This is a genomic window from Mucilaginibacter gynuensis, from assembly GCF_039541195.1.
Taxonomy (GTDB): Bacteria; Bacteroidota; Bacteroidia; order Sphingobacteriales; family Sphingobacteriaceae; genus Mucilaginibacter; species Mucilaginibacter gynuensis.
In genome coordinates, this window is the sequence record NZ_BAABFT010000005.1 from 90,812 (window position 1) to 107,282 (window position 16,471).

Annotated in this window: 10 protein-coding genes; 2 read left to right on the forward strand and 8 right to left on the reverse strand. The window is 45.9% G+C overall.

Going from position 1 to position 16,471, the window contains the following annotated elements; translation table 11 throughout:
* Window positions 1-31: 31 nt before the first annotated feature.
* From ABD894_RS11495 to ABD894_RS11525, 7 genes are all read right to left on the reverse strand, one after another.
* Window positions 32-1,471, reverse strand: a complete 1,440-nt coding sequence (locus tag ABD894_RS11495) for an APC family permease (protein WP_345211175.1) — start codon at window positions 1,469-1,471, stop codon at window positions 32-34.
* A 25-nt stretch (window positions 1,472-1,496) separates the two neighbouring features.
* On the reverse strand, window positions 1,497-3,287 hold the full coding sequence (locus ABD894_RS11500; protein WP_345211176.1) for a DUF885 family protein: 1,791 nt from the start codon (window positions 3,285-3,287) through the stop codon (window positions 1,497-1,499).
* 109 nt (window positions 3,288-3,396) lie between these two features.
* Entirely contained in the window at window positions 3,397-4,299 is a 903-nt protein-coding gene (locus ABD894_RS11505; RefSeq protein WP_345211177.1) for an AraC family transcriptional regulator, read from the reverse strand.
* A gap of 201 nt (window positions 4,300-4,500) precedes the next feature.
* Complete coding sequence (locus ABD894_RS11510) at window positions 4,501-5,745, reverse strand: NAD(P)/FAD-dependent oxidoreductase (RefSeq protein ID WP_345211178.1); 1,245 nt, start codon at window positions 5,743-5,745, stop codon at window positions 4,501-4,503.
* A gap of 32 nt (window positions 5,746-5,777) precedes the next feature.
* Window positions 5,778-6,782, reverse strand: coding sequence for a 4-hydroxyproline epimerase (locus ABD894_RS11515; protein WP_345211179.1), 1,005 nt, complete (start codon window positions 6,780-6,782; stop codon window positions 5,778-5,780).
* Window positions 6,783-8,363 (reverse strand): aldehyde dehydrogenase (NADP(+)), encoded by a 1,581-nt coding sequence (locus ABD894_RS11520; RefSeq protein ID WP_345211180.1) that lies wholly within the window; start codon window positions 8,361-8,363, stop codon window positions 6,783-6,785.
* Window positions 8,364-8,372: 9 nt separating this feature from the next.
* A complete protein-coding gene (locus ABD894_RS11525) occupies window positions 8,373-9,311 on the reverse strand; it encodes a dihydrodipicolinate synthase family protein (RefSeq protein WP_345211181.1) in 939 nt (312 codons plus the stop codon).
* A 413-nt stretch (window positions 9,312-9,724) separates the two neighbouring features.
* Between ABD894_RS11525 and ABD894_RS11530 the strand changes: the two genes are divergently transcribed.
* The gene (locus ABD894_RS11530) at window positions 9,725-12,097 is read left to right on the forward strand and encodes a beta-L-arabinofuranosidase domain-containing protein (protein ID WP_345211182.1); all 2,373 of its coding nucleotides are present in this window, start codon (window positions 9,725-9,727) and stop codon (window positions 12,095-12,097) included.
* Between the two features lie 19 nt (window positions 12,098-12,116).
* Window positions 12,117-14,519: a glycoside hydrolase family 127 protein gene (locus tag ABD894_RS11535; protein ID WP_345211183.1), complete on the forward strand. Its 2,403-nt coding sequence runs from the start codon at window positions 12,117-12,119 to the stop codon at window positions 14,517-14,519.
* A 94-nt stretch (window positions 14,520-14,613) separates the two neighbouring features.
* Here ABD894_RS11535 and ABD894_RS11540 read toward each other — a convergent pair whose 3' ends face one another.
* Window positions 14,614-16,188 (reverse strand): glycoside hydrolase, encoded by a 1,575-nt coding sequence (locus ABD894_RS11540; RefSeq protein ID WP_345211184.1) that lies wholly within the window; start codon window positions 16,186-16,188, stop codon window positions 14,614-14,616.
* Window positions 16,189-16,471: the final 283 nt, after the last annotated feature.

Genomic DNA, 16,471 nt, shown 5'->3' on the forward strand with positions numbered 1-16,471 from the left:
TAAAGGCCCTTAAAATAAGGGCCTTTTTCTATTATTCGGTCAATGCCGCTTCGGGCACTGGTTGGGGTTTCTTTTTATCTTTACCCATAATGAGGTAATAAACCGGGATGCCACAAAGGGTGATGATCAACCCCGGCCAGGTGTAGTTAGGTTTGTAGTAGATAAGCAGCAAACAAAACGACAGCCCCATAATGATATAAATTATTGGCAAAACGGGGTAGCCGAAAGCTTTGTAAGGTCGCTCTACATCGGGCATTTTTTTGCGGAGGATGAAGATACCGCCAATGGTGAGCATGTAAAATACCACTACCACAAAAGAGATCATATCCAGCAGATCGCCGTACCGTCCGCTCAGACTCCAGAGGCAGGCAAAAAGGCACTGTACCCACAAAGAAAAGCCCGGAACGGAATTTTTGTTGAGCTCGCCTGCTTTTTTAATGAACAGGCCGTCCTTAGCCATGGAATAATACACCCTTGCCCCTGCCATTATTAAGCCATTGTTACAGCCAAAGGTGGATACCATAATTAAAAGGGCAATGATAACGGTACCGGTGCTTCCCCAAATTTGTTGTGAGGCGGTAACCGCTACCCTGTCCTTATCAGATATCGCTATTTCATGTAACGACAATACGCCGGTATACATAATGTTGGTGACTACGTAAATTACGGTTACAATGATGGTACCCAGCGCCAGGCTTAAACCTATATTACGTTTCGGGTTTTTTATCTCTCCGGCAATAAAGGTTACGTTATGCCATGAGTCGCTGCTGAAAATGGAACCTACCATTGCCGACGCTATGGCACCTAAAGCCGCAATAGTAGTGTAAGATGCTACAGAACCATCTTTATTAAGTTTATGCAGGTTCCATACATCCGTCCAGTTACTGTTCCATATACTCGTTTTTAGGGCGAATAACCCAAATACGATCAAACCTAAAATACTCAGCAATTTGGCCATGGTAAGTATGGTTTGCACAAATTTGCCGCTGTTTACCCCGCGGGTGTTAATGTAGGTTAGAAACACGATAACCAAAATAGATAACAACTGCGCCGGCGATATGTGCATAAAACCCAGATCTACTGCTACCAAATCTTCACTTACCTGCGGTATCAAGTACGCCGTAAACTTGGCGAAGGCTACCCCTACCGCGGCTATGGTAGCGGTTTGTATCACGGTAAAAAAGCTCCAGCCGTATAAAAAACCAACCAGCGGGTTGTAGGCTTGTTTAAGGTACACGTATTGCCCGCCCGCTTTGGGGAACATGCTGCTAAGTTCGCCGTAGCTTAGGGCGGCCGTAAGCGTCATGAAACCGGTAAGGAGCCATACCATAATGAGCCAGCCCGCGCTGCCTACGTTACGGGTAATATCGGCGCTTACAATAAATATGCCCGAGCCTATCATACTGCCTGCAACCAGCATGGTGGCATCAACCAGGCGCAACGAGGGCTTAAATTGGGTATTGTTATCCATAAAGTATCGGTGCTTATTTTAGGGGTTATTTAAAATCGTAGAACTTCCATTTCGTGGTAAAATCGCGGTCGAGCTTCTGGTTGGTCATGGTGGCCCTGAGCAGTTCTACCGGTATCAGGTTTTCTTTAATAACGGTATCATGAAACTGCTTAAAGGTCATTTTGCCGCTATCAACCAGTTCTTTTTTCAGGCTGAAGAGTTGTAGGCCGCCCACCAGATAAGCCACCTGGTATAGCGGACTGTAGCCGCCTACAAATGACCGGCGAACTTCGCCTTCGGCATTGGCCCTTTCGTGGCCTACACGATCAACCAAAAAGTCGATACATTGCTGCGGGGTCCATTGGCCTAAGTGATAGTTGAGCGAGAAAATGATTCGCGCGCAACGGTGCATGCGCCAAAACAACATGCCTATCCGTTCTTCGGGCGATTTGGCAAAGCCTTTTTCATACAACAGCAACTCCCAATATAACGACCAGCCTTCGGTAGCGAACGGCGTAGAAAAATCTTCGCGATACGGTTTGTAGCGGCTGTTCATAAAGTATTGCAGGTTGTGGCCCGGTATCAGTTCGTGCTGTACGGTTCCTCTTGAAAAGTAAGGGTTGTTGCCGCGCATGCTCATCAGCTTATCTTCCTGGCTCATGGTATTGGTAGGGTACGATATGCTGATCTCTTTACCACCGGTAAAGAAAGGGTTCACCAGTTGCCTTTCAGGCGACATCATTACCATGCCCCATGTTTCTTCGGCCAGCGGCGGTATAGTGATCATATCGCGTTCTTTGATAAATGAAAGCGCGTCGTTATATAGTTTCACAATCAGCTCCGGCTGTTTGCCAACTTCTACATAGCTGTTCTTTACTTTTTCGAGAGCCTTTTTCCAATCGTTACCGAAGCCCATTTCGTTTGATGCTTTCAGCATTTCTTTATCGCACCAGGCAAATTCTTTATTGGCGAGGGCGATAAGTTCTTCAGGGGTATAAGGGATCAGTTCGGCTTTCAGTTCCTGTATCAGCTGATCGCGGCCAATAGGTACGCCCTTTATCCCGCTGCTATCGGGCTTTTGTGTGGTATTTACCTTGCCTTTACCAATAAGCATCCTGCTGTATTGGTCGAGGCTGCTCTCCAATGTTTTGTACGGCGCGTTTACCCACCAGGTAAATTGCGGATCATAACCCAGATAAAAAGTACAGGTACTCCTTAAACGGGCACGCAAACCCATCACGGCAGATTGCGCTATTCTTGCCAAAGGCATATCTATAGACGCGAGCTTTTTAATCGTTATCGAATCCGTTTTAAGTTGTTTGATCACATCGGCCAGTTGCAGGGCTACCTTTTGGGCATCCATGCTGCCACCCCTGCGACGGATCATTTCCAGCTCGTAAATAGGTTGTGCGAACGAAATATAGCTTTTTATGCTGTTGTACTTTTCTTCTTCCTTACTTAAATCAAGCAGTTCAAAATTGATCTTCTTTTTAAGCAAAATATAATCAACCTTACCATAAATGCTCATGGCATCAAAATCGGCTGCGGCTAACTGTTTAAGGTAATCGTTATTGAGTTCAACCAGGCGCTTGCGTTGTTGTGGCGAATTAAGTACACGCTGCCTGTATTGGTATTCCGACCGGTCATTAGTAGTATAGGGCGAATAAAAATCCTGTATGGCGTTCACATCCCGGTTGTACTGGGTGATCTTACCTGTCATTTCGCTGGCCTGCTCATAAATGGCGGTCATATTTGCCGCGTTTTGCGCGGATGCTACCGGGCTGTAAGCCATCAGCAGTAAAATAAAAATTCCCTTATACAGCTTGTTACGCCGCATAAAAATTGTAAATAAAGAATAGAGGTTGTTCATAAGTAAAAACAAAAGGGTTGCCGTCCGGTGCTTGTCCGGCTATAAAACTTGAATAGAAATTAATTAATAAATGCTGTTAGCTGGCTACCCTTGTAAGGTTACTTACGCTGTTATTATAGCTATCGAGGTACTCGCGCGGCGAGCTGCCTATTACAAACTTAAACACTCGGTTAAAGTTGTTGATGCTCTTGAAGCCGCAGCTATAGGCCACGGTTGAAATGCTTTCAAACTTGTGCTCGGTAAGTTTTTTACAAGCCTCGTTAATGCGCATTTCGTTAAGGAACGATATAAAAGTGTGCCCGGTGTGCTTTTTAAAATAACGGCAAAACGATTCGGGCGTCATGTAGGCGGCTTTGGCCACATCTTCCAGCGTTATTGATTCGCTGTAGTTTTGCATTATAAAGTTGTAGATATTACCTATCCTGATCCCCTCGTTTTCGGTAATGCCGGGCAAACTGCCGAAAGCCGATAAAGGATCAAGCTTAACATTCATGGTTTGCAGGTTTTTCAACAGGCTGAAGAAAGCGATCAGCTGATCACAACCCTTGGCCTTTTTTACTGAATACATTACCTGCGATATTTTGTACGAATGATCTGCCGGTACTTTAAACCCTTGCTGGTGCTGCTGAATAAATATCTTGAAGGCTTTCATCTCAGGCAGCTCAAACATGGATGCCAGCAAACCATCGGGGTTAAAGAAAATAGTGATCGCTTTTACCCGCAGGGTGCTATCGGGCTGGTAATACTCCTGGTTACTTTTAAACAGGTGTGGCAGGTTGGCACCCAGTAAAAAGATATCGCCAGGAGCAAAAGCGTGCATATTGTTGCCGGCTATTAAAGTTCCCTCACCCTCCTGAATCCAGGTGATCTGTGCCTCCTGGTGACGATGCAGGTAAGGGTAATGATGCGGCAGATTAACCTGCTCTGCAATAACACTTTTATCGTGTGCTACGGGGATTGTAAACTGCAGTACTTTCATGTGGTGGTAATTTTAATATGTGTTCAATTTACAATTATTTAACTTAAAATACCAACACTTAATGCTAATTAGGGTAAAATATGGATAGTATTTGCTAATATTTGATGTTATTTCGCTAAAACAAAATCAAAATAGCTACAAAACACAGCGGGCTGCCAAAATTTTGTTTGGCAGCCCGCTTATTTGCAATACAATTATTAGCTAAAACCTGTCAGGAGCGAAAGAATCGACAGAAATGGACAGTTTCGCCTCGCTGATAAGCTCGCTTACCAGCTTGCCTGTTGCGGGTCCAAGTCCTAAACCCATCATACCATGCCCGGTTGCTACCACCAAATTACCGTACTTTTTGTTACGGCCGATATATGGTAAGCCATCCGGCGATGAAGGCCGGAAACCAAACCAAATGTCTTTTTCGGCAGGTAATGCAGGTTGCAGATCGGGCAGGTATTTCGGTATGGCTTCCACAATACCTTTAACCCGGTTCATATTAATACGATCGTTCATTTTACACAATTCCATAGTGCCGCCGTAGCGGATGCTGCCATTCATCGGGGTTATGGCTACACGGGCTTCGCAAAGCAAAGCCGGAATGCTCATGCGCTGTTGCGGTTCGGCTACCATAAAAGAATAACCTTTACCCGGCATCAGCGGTACGTTAAGGTTAACCAGCTTAGCGATAGCCGGCGACCATGAACCACCCGCTATCACATATTCATCGGCCACCCATTGTTTAGGCCCGGTAAATACGCTTTTAATTTTATTGGCCGATACCTCCATATTAGTTACCTGGTGATTGCGCATAATTTTAACACCCGCTTTTTCAAGGTAAGTAACCAGGTCGGCTATCAGTTTATTAGGATACAGGTGCGCATCGCAACGGTAATGTACCGCGCCCAATACATCCAGTTTTAAGTCCGGTTGTAACTGACGGCACTCTTCGGGATTCAGCACGGCCATATCCAAACCCAGCTCGCGGCCTTTTTCGGCTAAATGCGCTTCTTCTTCGGCTCCCTTTTCTGTTTTATAAAACATCAGGATACCTTTTTCTTCCAGGCCGAAATCAAAACCCGGTTCTTTAGCCAGATCTTCGTACAAGGTTTTGCTCAATAACGATAGATCGCGCAGCGGTTCAGCAGAGCGCTCTACATGCCCGGCATTGGCATTTTTGATAAATTTCAATCCCCATGAAATGAGTTCGGGATTGAGTGAGGGCTTTACGTAGAACGGACTTTTACTGTTAAACATCCACCTGATGCCCTGCTGCAACATGCCCGGCGCGGCCAGCGGAATAAAATGGCTTGGCACTATCATGCCCGCGTTGCCGAAAGAGCAATTGTCGGTAAGGTCGCCTTTTTCCAGTATGGTAACCTGGTGACCGGCCTTGGTTAAATAATATGCAGAGCTAAGGCCTATAATACCCCCGCCAATAATCAATACATTAGCCATAAACGCTTATTTCGATATGTTTTGTTCTTAAATTATATTACCTGGAAACCGTAAGCGTAAGGATCATCTTCCGGATCAATTTTGATGGTATTGTAACCATAAACCTTTGCCCAGCCTTCAACACTTGGTACAATGGCGTCAAAGTTTTCCAGCTTTACCACCTCCTCTACCTTACCGGTAAATTTACTGCCGATAATGCTTTCGTGGATGAAAGGCTCGCCTTGTTTAAGCTTCCCTTTGGCATGCCATTGCGCCATACGTGCCGATGTACCGGTACCGCATGGTGAACGGTCAATCGCTTTATCGCCATAAAAAACGGCATTACGGGCGGTGGCATCTTCAGATAAGGTAGCGCCCGTCCATAATACGTGTGTACAGGTATTAATGGTAGGGTTTTGCGGATGCACAAAGGTGTATTTTTCGTTGATCCGCTTGCGAATCACCTGGCTCCAGGCAATCAGTTGCGAAGCGGTGTAGTTTTCCAATCCCGGAAAGTTAGGCTGCGGATCAACAATGGCGTAATAGTTACCACCGTACGATACATCAAAGGTAAGTGTACCCAGATCCGGGCATTCTACCTCCAAATTTACCGCCGCGAGGTAAGATGGTACGTTAACCAGCTTTACCGACGTTACCTTTTTGCCCTCCTGCTTATACTCTATCAACACCAAACCCGCAGGTGCTTCCATACGCACTACGCCCGGTACTTTAGGCTGTATCAAGCCTTCCTCAATGGCGATGGTGATAGTACCGATAGTACCATGACCGCACATTGGCAGGCAACCACTGGTTTCAATAAATAATACGGCTACATCATTCTCCGGGTCATGAGGCGGGTACAATATACTGCCCGACATCATATCGTGACCGCGGGGCTCATACATCAGGCCTTTGCGGATCCAATCGTATTCTTTTAAAAAGTGCTGGCGTTTCTCGCTCATATTGGCACCCTTCAGGTTGGGGCCGCCGCCCGCTACCAGGCGAACCGGGTTACCGCAGGTATGCGCGTCTATACAAAAAAAAGTTTTACTGCTCATTTAGTCTTTTGTCCATTTATTATCAACCTTGCGCCAAATATTCAGGGGATTGCCGTTTTTCAGCTCGTCGGGCAACAGGGCGTTATCCCAATCCTGCCAGGCAAAAGGCCTTACAAAACGGTAAACCGCGGTAGCGCCAACAGAAGTAAAACGGCTATCATTAGTAGCCGGGAACGGCCCGCCATGCTGCATTGCCGCGCAAACTTCAACACCGGTAGGCACACCGTTTAAAATAATGCGCCCGGTTATATTTTGCAATGCCGATACAAGTTCAGTGTATTGGGCGAGTTCATTATCAGCAGCCATCAGGGTTACCGTAAGCTGTCCTTCCAGTGCCTTTACCACGGCTAAACGCTCGGCTTCATCATCGGCTACAACCAATAAAGAGTATGGCCCGAAGATCTCTTCCTGAAATTTAGGGTTGCTTAAGAATGTTGCCGCGCTTACCTCTACCACTTTAGCGGCAGATTGATTGATCAGCTCGGCATTCGTCACCTTTGATTCGGCCAGCACGGTAATACCGTTTTCGGCCAGTATGTTTTTTGACAGGTTATGATAGTTTTCGCAGATGCCTTTGGTAAGCATGGTTGCCGATGGCACCTGCTCTATAGCGCTCACCAAAGCGGTTTTAAATACGTCCAGCGAAGCTGATTTAACCGCGATCAATAAACCCGGATTGGTGCAAAACTGCCCCGCCCCTAAAGTGATAGACCCGGCATATTTAGCGGCAATACTTTCGGCACTGGTATCTAAAGCACCCGGCAATAACAATACAGGGTTAATACTGCCCATTTCGGCAAATACCGGGATAGGTTCTTTACGTTCCTGCGCCAGTTTCACCAATGCCATGCCACCCTTGTATGAGCCGGTAAATGTTACCGCTCTAGTTTCTGGATGTTTTACCAGCTGGCTGCCTACTTCGTAAGCGTCATCATACAATAGCGAAAAAACACCCTCGGGTATATCGCATTGCTTGGCGGCTTTAACTATAGCTTCGCCCACCAAAGCGCTGGTACCCGGGTGCGCCGCGTGCGCTTTTACCACCACAGGGCAACCCGATGCCAGTGCCGAAGCGGTATCGCCGCCCGCTACTGAAAATGCCAGCGGAAAATTGCTCGCCCCAAAAACAACTACCGGCCCAATCGGGATCAGCATTCTGCGGATGTCTGATCTTGGCAGGGGTTTCCTGTCAGGCAGGGCATTATCGATAATGGCTTCTACCCATGAGCCTTCCTCCAGCAAATCGGCAAACATTTTCAGCTGACCGGTTGTGCGGCCCAGTTCGCCCTGCAAGCGGGCTAAAGGCAAGCCGCTCTCCTGTACCGCCCTGGCTACCAGCACTTCGCCAATGGCATTCAGCTCGTTAATTATGGCTGTTAAAAATGCCGCCTTTTTAAAATTACCGGTATTTTTGTAAACGTTAAATGCGGCTGTTGCCGCATTTAACGCACTGTCAATATCCTGTTGGGTGGCCGTGCTGAACTCGCCTTCGAGTTTATTTCCGGTAGAAGCCTCTACCCCTGTAAACTTTTTATCGCTGCCTTCAACATAGCTGCACGCTACAATATTTTTAGTATTCATTTAGTTAAGTTATGCTGTTACCTCACTTAGTTTACCCCAGCTGCCAACAGGCAATACCGGGCGAACAGCCAATGCATCATCAATTACTTTTAGTACCTGTACACGCTCTGCACCTTGCAGTGGCAAACGCGGCGCACGTACGGTTTCGGTGCCAATACCTGTGGCTACTTCGGCCAGTTTAATGTATTGTACCAGTTTAGGGTGAATATCCAGTTCCAAAACAGGTAAAAACCAGCGGTAAATAGCCAAAGCCTCATCAATACGGCCTGCTTTTACCAAGCGGTAAATAGCTACGGTTTCTTTAGGGAAGGCATCAACCAAACCGGCAACCCAGCCATGCGCGCCCATTACAAGGCTTTCCATAGCTAAAGGATCAACACCTGTCATCAGTTTAAACCTGTCGCCAAAGCGGTTGATCATACGGGTAACGTTTGAAATGTTGCGGGTTGATTCTTTTACGGCCTGTATATTATCATAAGCGGTAAGCTCTTCAAACATATCAAGGGTAACCTCAATTTTATAATCAACCGGGTTATTATATATCATTATAGGCAAAGGTGTGCTTTTCGCGATAGCGCCGAAATAGGTAAGCGTTTCAACAGCATCAGCATTGTAACGCATTGGCGGCAGTGCCATTAAACCATCGGCACCCAAATCAAGCGCTTTTTGAGCAACCGCTATGGCTGCTTTAGTAGTTTGCTCGGCAATGTTTAACAGCACGGGTACGCGGCCTTCAACAAATTCAACGGTGTGTGATAGCAGCGAAAATTTTTCATCGTCGCTTAAAACGCTGGCTTCACCAAGTGAGCCGCCTAATATTATACCATCAACACCGGCTTCTAACTGGGCATTTATATTTTTATCAAATGCGTCAAAATCCAGTTCATCGTTATCAGTAAACTTTGTTGTTACCGCAGGGAAAACACCTTTCCAGTCAAATTTTATCATTTCGTTATCGTTTTTTCAAAAGTAGCTTAACGTGAAAAATAATTTAACTTGAAAATTAACAGATGATAGCAATAATTTACCAAACATACTGCGGCGCGTTTAACAATATATGTATGGTATATATTATATAAAGGCGACTGTTTTCATGGGTTAATTTTATTTAAAGCAATATATCAAAAATCATCAATATTATATTATAATTGTATATTGTACTATTATTAATTAAAAACCTGCATATAGCAAACTTACTCGTTTTAGCATATTTAAGCACATTAACAATGGCTGTTAATTGATTGGCATTTATGCCCAAATGAGTTAAAATATGGTTATCAATTGCCAAGAATGAGATAACATGGGTGTGTTATTTAAGCTAATTTTACCCATGGTTCATTCAAATAATTACACAACTTAATATGTTGAAGAAAAACTTACTATTTGCTGCATGCCTTACGTTAATTAATACGTGTGCTTTTAACACTTTATATGCACAAAACTATGTCCCCGAGTTTAATGATAGCCGTTTAAAAGTTAAAGCTACCGTGCCTATAAAGGCCTACAGTTTTGATTTAAACCAGGTGCAATTGCTCGATGGTCCGTTTAAAACAGCCATGAAAGCCGACGAGGCATATTTACTTTCAATTAATACCGACAGGCTGCTGTCAGGCTTCCGTTCGCACTCGGGTTTAAAGCCCAAAGGCAAGATGTATGAGGGCTGGGAATCAACCGGGTTGGCGGGTCATAGCTTAGGCCATTATTTATCGGCCATAGCTATGCATTATGCTTCAACCGGCGATGCTGAATTTTTAAAACGCGCCAATTATATAGTAGCCGAACTGGATGAATGCCAAAAGGCGCGCAAAACGGGTTACATAGGCGCCATACCTAAAGAAGACACCATTTGGGCCGAAGTTGCCAAAGGCGATATACGCTCGCGCGGATTCGACTTGAACGGCGGCTGGTCGCCATGGTATACCGTACATAAGGTATTTGCAGGCTTGCTGGATGTTTACCTGTATTGCGGTAACAAACAAGCCCTTAAAGTAAGCGAAGGCCTTGCCGACTGGACAGGTGAAACCCTCAAAAACCTGAACGACGAGCAACTGGAGAAAATGCTTTTTTGCGAATATGGCGGCATGGCCGAAACCTTTGTGAACCTGTACGCTATTACGGGTAATAAGAAGTACCTCGACCTGTCGTACAAATTTTACGATAAACGCATACTCGATCCATTGGCCGAAAAGCAGGACATACTCCCCGGAAAACACTCTAATACCCAGATACCTAAAATTATTGCCAGCGCCCGCAGGTACGAGCTTACCGGTAGTAAAAAAGATCAAACCATTGCCGATTTCTTTTGGGCTACCGTGGTTAACAACCACTCGTACGCCACAGGCGGCAACAGTAACTATGAGTACCTGAGCGAGCCGCGCAAGCTGAACGATAAGCTTACCGAAAATACAACCGAAACCTGTAATACTTACAACATGCTGAAACTTACCCGCCATCTGTTCGCGGTTAATCCATCGGCAGGGTTAATGGATTATTACGAGAAGGCGCTTTACAACCACATACTGGCCTCACAAAACCATGATGACGGCATGATGTGCTACTTTGTACCTTTGCGCATGGGCGGTAAAAAAGAGTACAGCACGCCGTTCACCACCTTTACCTGCTGTGTGGGTTCGGGTATGGAGAACCATGTAAAATACAACGAGAGTATCTATTTCCGCGGCAGCGATGGCAGCGTTTATGTAAACCTGTTCATCCCATCGGTACTTAATTATAAGGATAAAGGCATCAGCATTAAACAGGAAACTACCCTGCCGCAAAGCGATAAGATAAGCCTTACCATCAGCGCTAAAAAAGCCACCAAGCTGGGCATCCGCATACGTGAACCAAAATGGACCACCGGCGCGGTACTTAAAGTAAACGGCAAGGCTATACAAGTAAGTAAAGACAGCACCGGCTACCTTGTTGTAAACCGCACCTGGAAAAACAACGATGTAATTGAGTTTACCACTCCCGAAAACATTTACACCGAGTCAATGCCTGATAATGCTAACCGCCGCGCGCTTTTTTACGGTCCGGTGTTATTAGCCGGTGTATTGGGCGACGTTGAGCCCGATCCGCTGAAAGGTGTGCCTGTGTTTGTGACCAGCGAAACCGACCCTAACAAGTGGCTGCAAATGGTTGATAAGAGCCAGCTGGATTTCCGTACGGCAAAAATAGCGCAGCCTGCAGATGTTAAGTTGGTGCCTTTCAATCAAACCAAAAACGAATACTATTCGGTTTATTGGGATGTGTTTAGCCCTGATGCCTGGGTGGTACAGCAAAAGGCCTACGACGAGGCCCGTAAACAAGCCCAGGAACTGGAAGCACGCACCACCGATATTTTACGTGTAGGCGAAATGCAGCCCGAACGCGACCATAATTTCGCGGGCGAAAAGCTGGGCACCGGTGAAGATCACCAGCGTAAATGGCGTTCGGCATGGGAAGGCGGTTACATCACCTTTGATATGAAAACCGACGACGTGCAAAAGAACACGCTGATTGGCACCTATTGGGGCATGGACAACCGCGGGCGTATTTTTGATATACTGGTTGACAATGTTAAGGTAGCCACCGAAGATTTGAACAAGTATAAAGAGAGCCGTTTTTACGATATCTCTTACGAAATACCTGCCGAACTAACCAAGGGCAAAAAGAAAGTAACGATAAAATTAATGCCTAAGCAAGGCAACGGCGCAGGCCCTATATATGGTGTGCGCATGGTAAAAAGCAACTAACCAACATAACGATAAGTTTATGATCAATAAATTAAGAACGGCATGTATTGCTACGGTGGCCTTATCGGCAATGGCCGGCCACGCGTTGGCGCAATACAAAGATTATCCCATACAGCCCGTTTCGTTTACGCATGTACACGTACACGATAAATTTTGGGAGCCCAAAATGGAGGTAAACGCCAATGTAACCATCCCCTACACCTTGCAGCAATGTAAGCTGAATGGCCGGGTTGATAACTTTTTAAGGGCAGCCGGGCAATTGAGTGGCGATAAGCTAAGCGAGTTCCCGTTTGATGATACCGATATTTACAAGGTAATTGAAGGTGCATCGTATGCCATGCAGGTTAAAAAGAACCCTAAGCTCGATCTCTATATCGATTCGTTGATCACCATTATTGGTGCCGCGCAAGAGAAGGATGGTTACCTGTACACTTTCCGTACCGTTAAGGCAGCCAAACCACACGACTGGATTGGCAGCAAAAGGTGGGAGAAAGAAGAAGTATTAAGCCACGAGCTTTACAATTCGGGCCACTTGTTTGAGGCCGCTGTAGCGCATTACCAGGCTACAGGCAAAAAAACACTGCTCAACATCGCCATAAAAAATGCCGACCTGTTGGTGCGCGATTTCGGACCGGGCAAGGTTGAAGAATATCCGGGTCACCAGATTGTGGAGATCGGTCTTTCGAAAATGTACCGGGTTACGGGCAATAAAAAATATCTCGACCTGGCTAAATTTTTCCTGGATGTACGCGGACCTAAAGGCGAGGCCTATAACCAGGCCGATAAACGCGTGGTTGATCAGCATACCGCTGTGGGGCATGCTGTACGTGCGGCCTACATGTATACCGGCATGGCCGATATTGCCGCGCTTACCGGCGACGTGAAGTACCTGAACGCCATTGATGATATTTGGGGCGATGTAGTGGATAAGAAGCTTTACATTACAGGTGGTATTGGCGCTACCGGAGCCGGTGAGGCTTTTGGCGATGCCTACCAGTTGCCAAACATGTCGGCCTATGCCGAAACCTGTGCCGCTATTGGTAACGTGTACTGGAACAACCGTATGTTCTTACTACACGGCGATTCAAAATATATTGACATCCTCGAAAGAACTTTATACAACGGCTTACTTTCGGGCGTATCACTATCGGGCGACCGTTTCTTTTATCCGAACCCGCTGGCATCTATGTTTCAGCACCAACGCAGCGCTTGGTTTAGCTGCGCCTGCTGTATTTCAAACATGACCCGCTTTTTACCATCGGTACCGGGTTATGTGTACGCGCAAAACAAAAATGACCTGTACGTAAACCTGTTTATGACCAGCACCAGTAACATCAAACTTACATCGGGCAACGTTAACATTGAGCAAACTACCGATTACCCATGGAATGGTAAAATAGACCTGACCGTTACCCCGGCTAAAGCAGGCAATTTCACGCTAAGGGTACGTATACCGGGCTGGGCTAAACAAGAGCCTGTACCGGGCGATCTGTACTCATTCAACAGCAGTGCTAAATTGCCTGTTACGTTAATGATCAACGGAAAAACCACCACCTTTACTACCGAGAAAGGCTACGCCGTATTGAACAGAACCTGGAAAAAAGGCGACAAGGTTACGCTTTTACTGCCTATGGAAGTGCAAAAAGTACTGGCCAACAGCAATGTTAAAGACGACCGCGATCGCTTCGCTTTTGAAAAAGGCCCTATCGTATATTGCCTTGAAGGCCCCGATAATAAAGACAGCCTGGTGCAAAATATTATGGTGAGCAAAAACGCCGAGGTTAAAACTGCTTACAACCCTAATTTGTTAAATGGTGTTGATGTAATTACCGTGAGCGGCGTAAGCACAAAGCGCCAGTTAAATTCAGATTCGCTGATAAAAACCGAGCAGGAAGTTACGGCTATACCTTATTACGCCTGGGCAAACCGCGGCCCAAGCGAAATGACCGTATGGATCCCTTACGAAAGCAGCGCTGTTAAACCTAAGCCTGCCCCTACTATTGCCAGCATGAGCATGGTATCGTCGTCGTTAAAAAACAAGCGCATGTACAGCGCCATTAAAGACCAGTACGAGCCTGCCGACTCAAAAGACACCAACTACCCGTACCTGCACTGGTGGCCTAAAAAGAACACCACCGAGTTTGTACAGTACGATTTTGATACCGAGCACACTATATCATCATCAAGTGTTTATTGGTTTGATGATGGCCCGTGGGGAGGTTGCAGAATACCGGCATCGTACAAGTTGCTTTACAAAAAAGGCGACCAATGGGTTGAGGTAAAAACCACTAAGCCGTACCAAAACGAGAAAGACAAAATGAACACCGTGAGCTTTGAACCTGTAAAAACCACCGCCATTAAAATGGAGATACAATTACCGGTTGATAACGCCACGGGCATACACGAGTGGGTAATTAAATAGCACCTGCTATCACACCCGCATAAAACGCAACAAAAAAGCGGAAGAGTAAATTCTTCCGCTTTTTTGTTGCTTATATTTTTAGCTTGATGATTCCTTATTCAAACACAATGGTAGTTATTGAGCGTGGTTTAAGCGTTACAGCCGTATTGGCTTTTTCAACAGCCGATGCTTTCAGGTTATCATCGCTCGCTGCTGATGTTGTGTAGGTGCGGTAGCTTTTAATAGCTTTGAAGTTACTTAGCTGCGGTTTTATTTCGCGCGGGGCATTGGTATAGTTTATGGCTACGATCACCAGTTTGTTGTTGCCGGTGTAGGCTGATACCATTACATCCTGCGCGGCCTTTACCAAATCGATGCCGTCATTCCGCTGCGTGTTCAAACGCTGCATACCCGGCCTTACAAAACGGCTGAAGTTGCCCATTGCCCACAGATTTTTGGTAACGGTAAATTCGCCATTCTTATAGTCTTTTTCGGGGTTGAGGGCGATGAGATAGTAGCGGGTATCCTTTTCGGCACTGCCGGGTTCGTAGCTGTTCCATAAGTGCCATGCCGAGGCGTTGGCGACGGTAATATCATGGTGAATTATTTTTGCCAGGAACAAGGCGCAATCAATAGCACTCCTGCTGTTTTTTGTACCCTCCCTGAAACCATCGGCCAGCATAGAGTATTCCGACTGCCAAAAATCCACCTTGTATTTACGGGCGGTATCGGCCAGGTTTTTACGTACGGCAACTATCGCGCTATCGCCCGAATCGGTAAAGTAACTGTGCCCGGCAATAACTTTGGGTACGCTCTTCAAGTTATTAAGGCTGTATTTGCTCCCGTTGTCAAAAAATGCCTGGATCTGGCTTGATGATGCCGATTTACCCGAATACAGGTAGGTAAGCATCCCTGCTTCGGTAGTAAGTATTTGGGTCTGCAATTTATTTTTTGCCAGCGATGCATCCAGAGCCAATATCACACGATGAATATCTTCATTTGCCCATGGGCTACCCTCCTGGCTGGCCTGCCCCGGTTTGTTCGACCAATCCCACTGCGGTTCGTTCACCGGACTTATGTAACTAAAATGCAGTCCTTCTTTATCGAAGTGCTTTATAACGGTCGCCAAAAATTCGGCGTAGTCATTATACCTATCAGGCTTTAAATTGGCCTTATAGTCTTTCTCCGTTTTAAAACCCCGGTTGTTTTGGGTGAACTGTACAGGCGGCGTGTTTGAAAAAGCGATGAGTTCTTTAACACCATAACTTTTTGCTTTTCGTAAAAACCACTGGTAACCAGCCTGCTTGTTCCAATCATAAGTACCATCGGGTGCCAGGAAAGATTCTACCCTTTTACGAAAATCGACAATGCCGCTGCTGTCGCCTTGCTCGGCAGTACCGCCGCCAATATTGAACCGCCATGCGGAAAGACCAATGCCCTGCGGGTTGCCGCCTTTATCAACCTCACTACTGAACAATAGTTCAGCAATCTTTTCCTTTTTTTCAGAAGGCCAGTATTTGCCTATCCCCTCGGAAAACCAGCAACCCGAAGCACCTATATTCTGAATGGTTTGCACCTTGTTTTCCGCGTCTATCTGCAAAATTAATGTTGGCGTATTTTGTGCGCGGGTATTGCCCGTTAAAGCAAACAAGGCAACGCCCGAAAGCAGTAATGATGTTAGTGTTTTCATTGTGTTTTAAAAGTAGGTAAATAGCAGTAACATGGTAAGTGTTGTTTATAAATAGTATTAAGTAATTGTCATTGTTGCGAGTTGCAAAGCAATTATCTTATTGCGTTTTAACTCGGTTTCTATCACTATCGTCATTGCGAGGAACGAAGCAATCTCTACGTAGGTTTTTGTTGTGCTATGATTAAAGTCAGTTTGCTCATTGCCGCAGGGGCTACTACTTTTGGCTGTGCCCCAAAAGTAGCAAAAGGGCATGTCCAGCAAAAGGCTTCTTTGCCGCACTTGG

What these genes read in the sequence shown, in the direction of transcription:
- ABD894_RS11525 (WP_345211181.1), bottom strand. Translation starts at nt 9,311, where the DNA reads ATGATAAAATTTGACTGGAAAGGTGTTTTCCCTGCGGTAACAACAAAG.
- ABD894_RS11500 (WP_345211176.1), bottom strand. Translation starts at nt 3,287, where the DNA reads ATGCGGCGTAACAAGCTGTATAAGGGAATTTTTATTTTACTGCTGATG.
- ABD894_RS11530 (WP_345211182.1), top strand. Translation starts at nt 9,725, where the DNA reads ATGTTGAAGAAAAACTTACTATTTGCTGCATGCCTTACGTTAATTAAT.
- ABD894_RS11535 (WP_345211183.1), top strand. Translation starts at nt 12,117, where the DNA reads ATGATCAATAAATTAAGAACGGCATGTATTGCTACGGTGGCCTTATCG.
- ABD894_RS11510 (WP_345211178.1), bottom strand. Translation starts at nt 5,745, where the DNA reads ATGGCTAATGTATTGATTATTGGCGGGGGTATTATAGGCCTTAGCTCT.
- ABD894_RS11520 (WP_345211180.1), bottom strand. Translation starts at nt 8,363, where the DNA reads ATGAATACTAAAAATATTGTAGCGTGCAGCTATGTTGAAGGCAGCGAT.
- ABD894_RS11515 (WP_345211179.1), bottom strand. Translation starts at nt 6,782, where the DNA reads ATGAGCAGTAAAACTTTTTTTTGTATAGACGCGCATACCTGCGGTAAC.
- ABD894_RS11505 (WP_345211177.1), bottom strand. Translation starts at nt 4,299, where the DNA reads ATGAAAGTACTGCAGTTTACAATCCCCGTAGCACACGATAAAAGTGTT.
- ABD894_RS11540 (WP_345211184.1), bottom strand. Translation starts at nt 16,188, where the DNA reads ATGAAAACACTAACATCATTACTGCTTTCGGGCGTTGCCTTGTTTGCT.
- ABD894_RS11495 (WP_345211175.1), bottom strand. Translation starts at nt 1,471, where the DNA reads ATGGATAACAATACCCAATTTAAGCCCTCGTTGCGCCTGGTTGATGCC.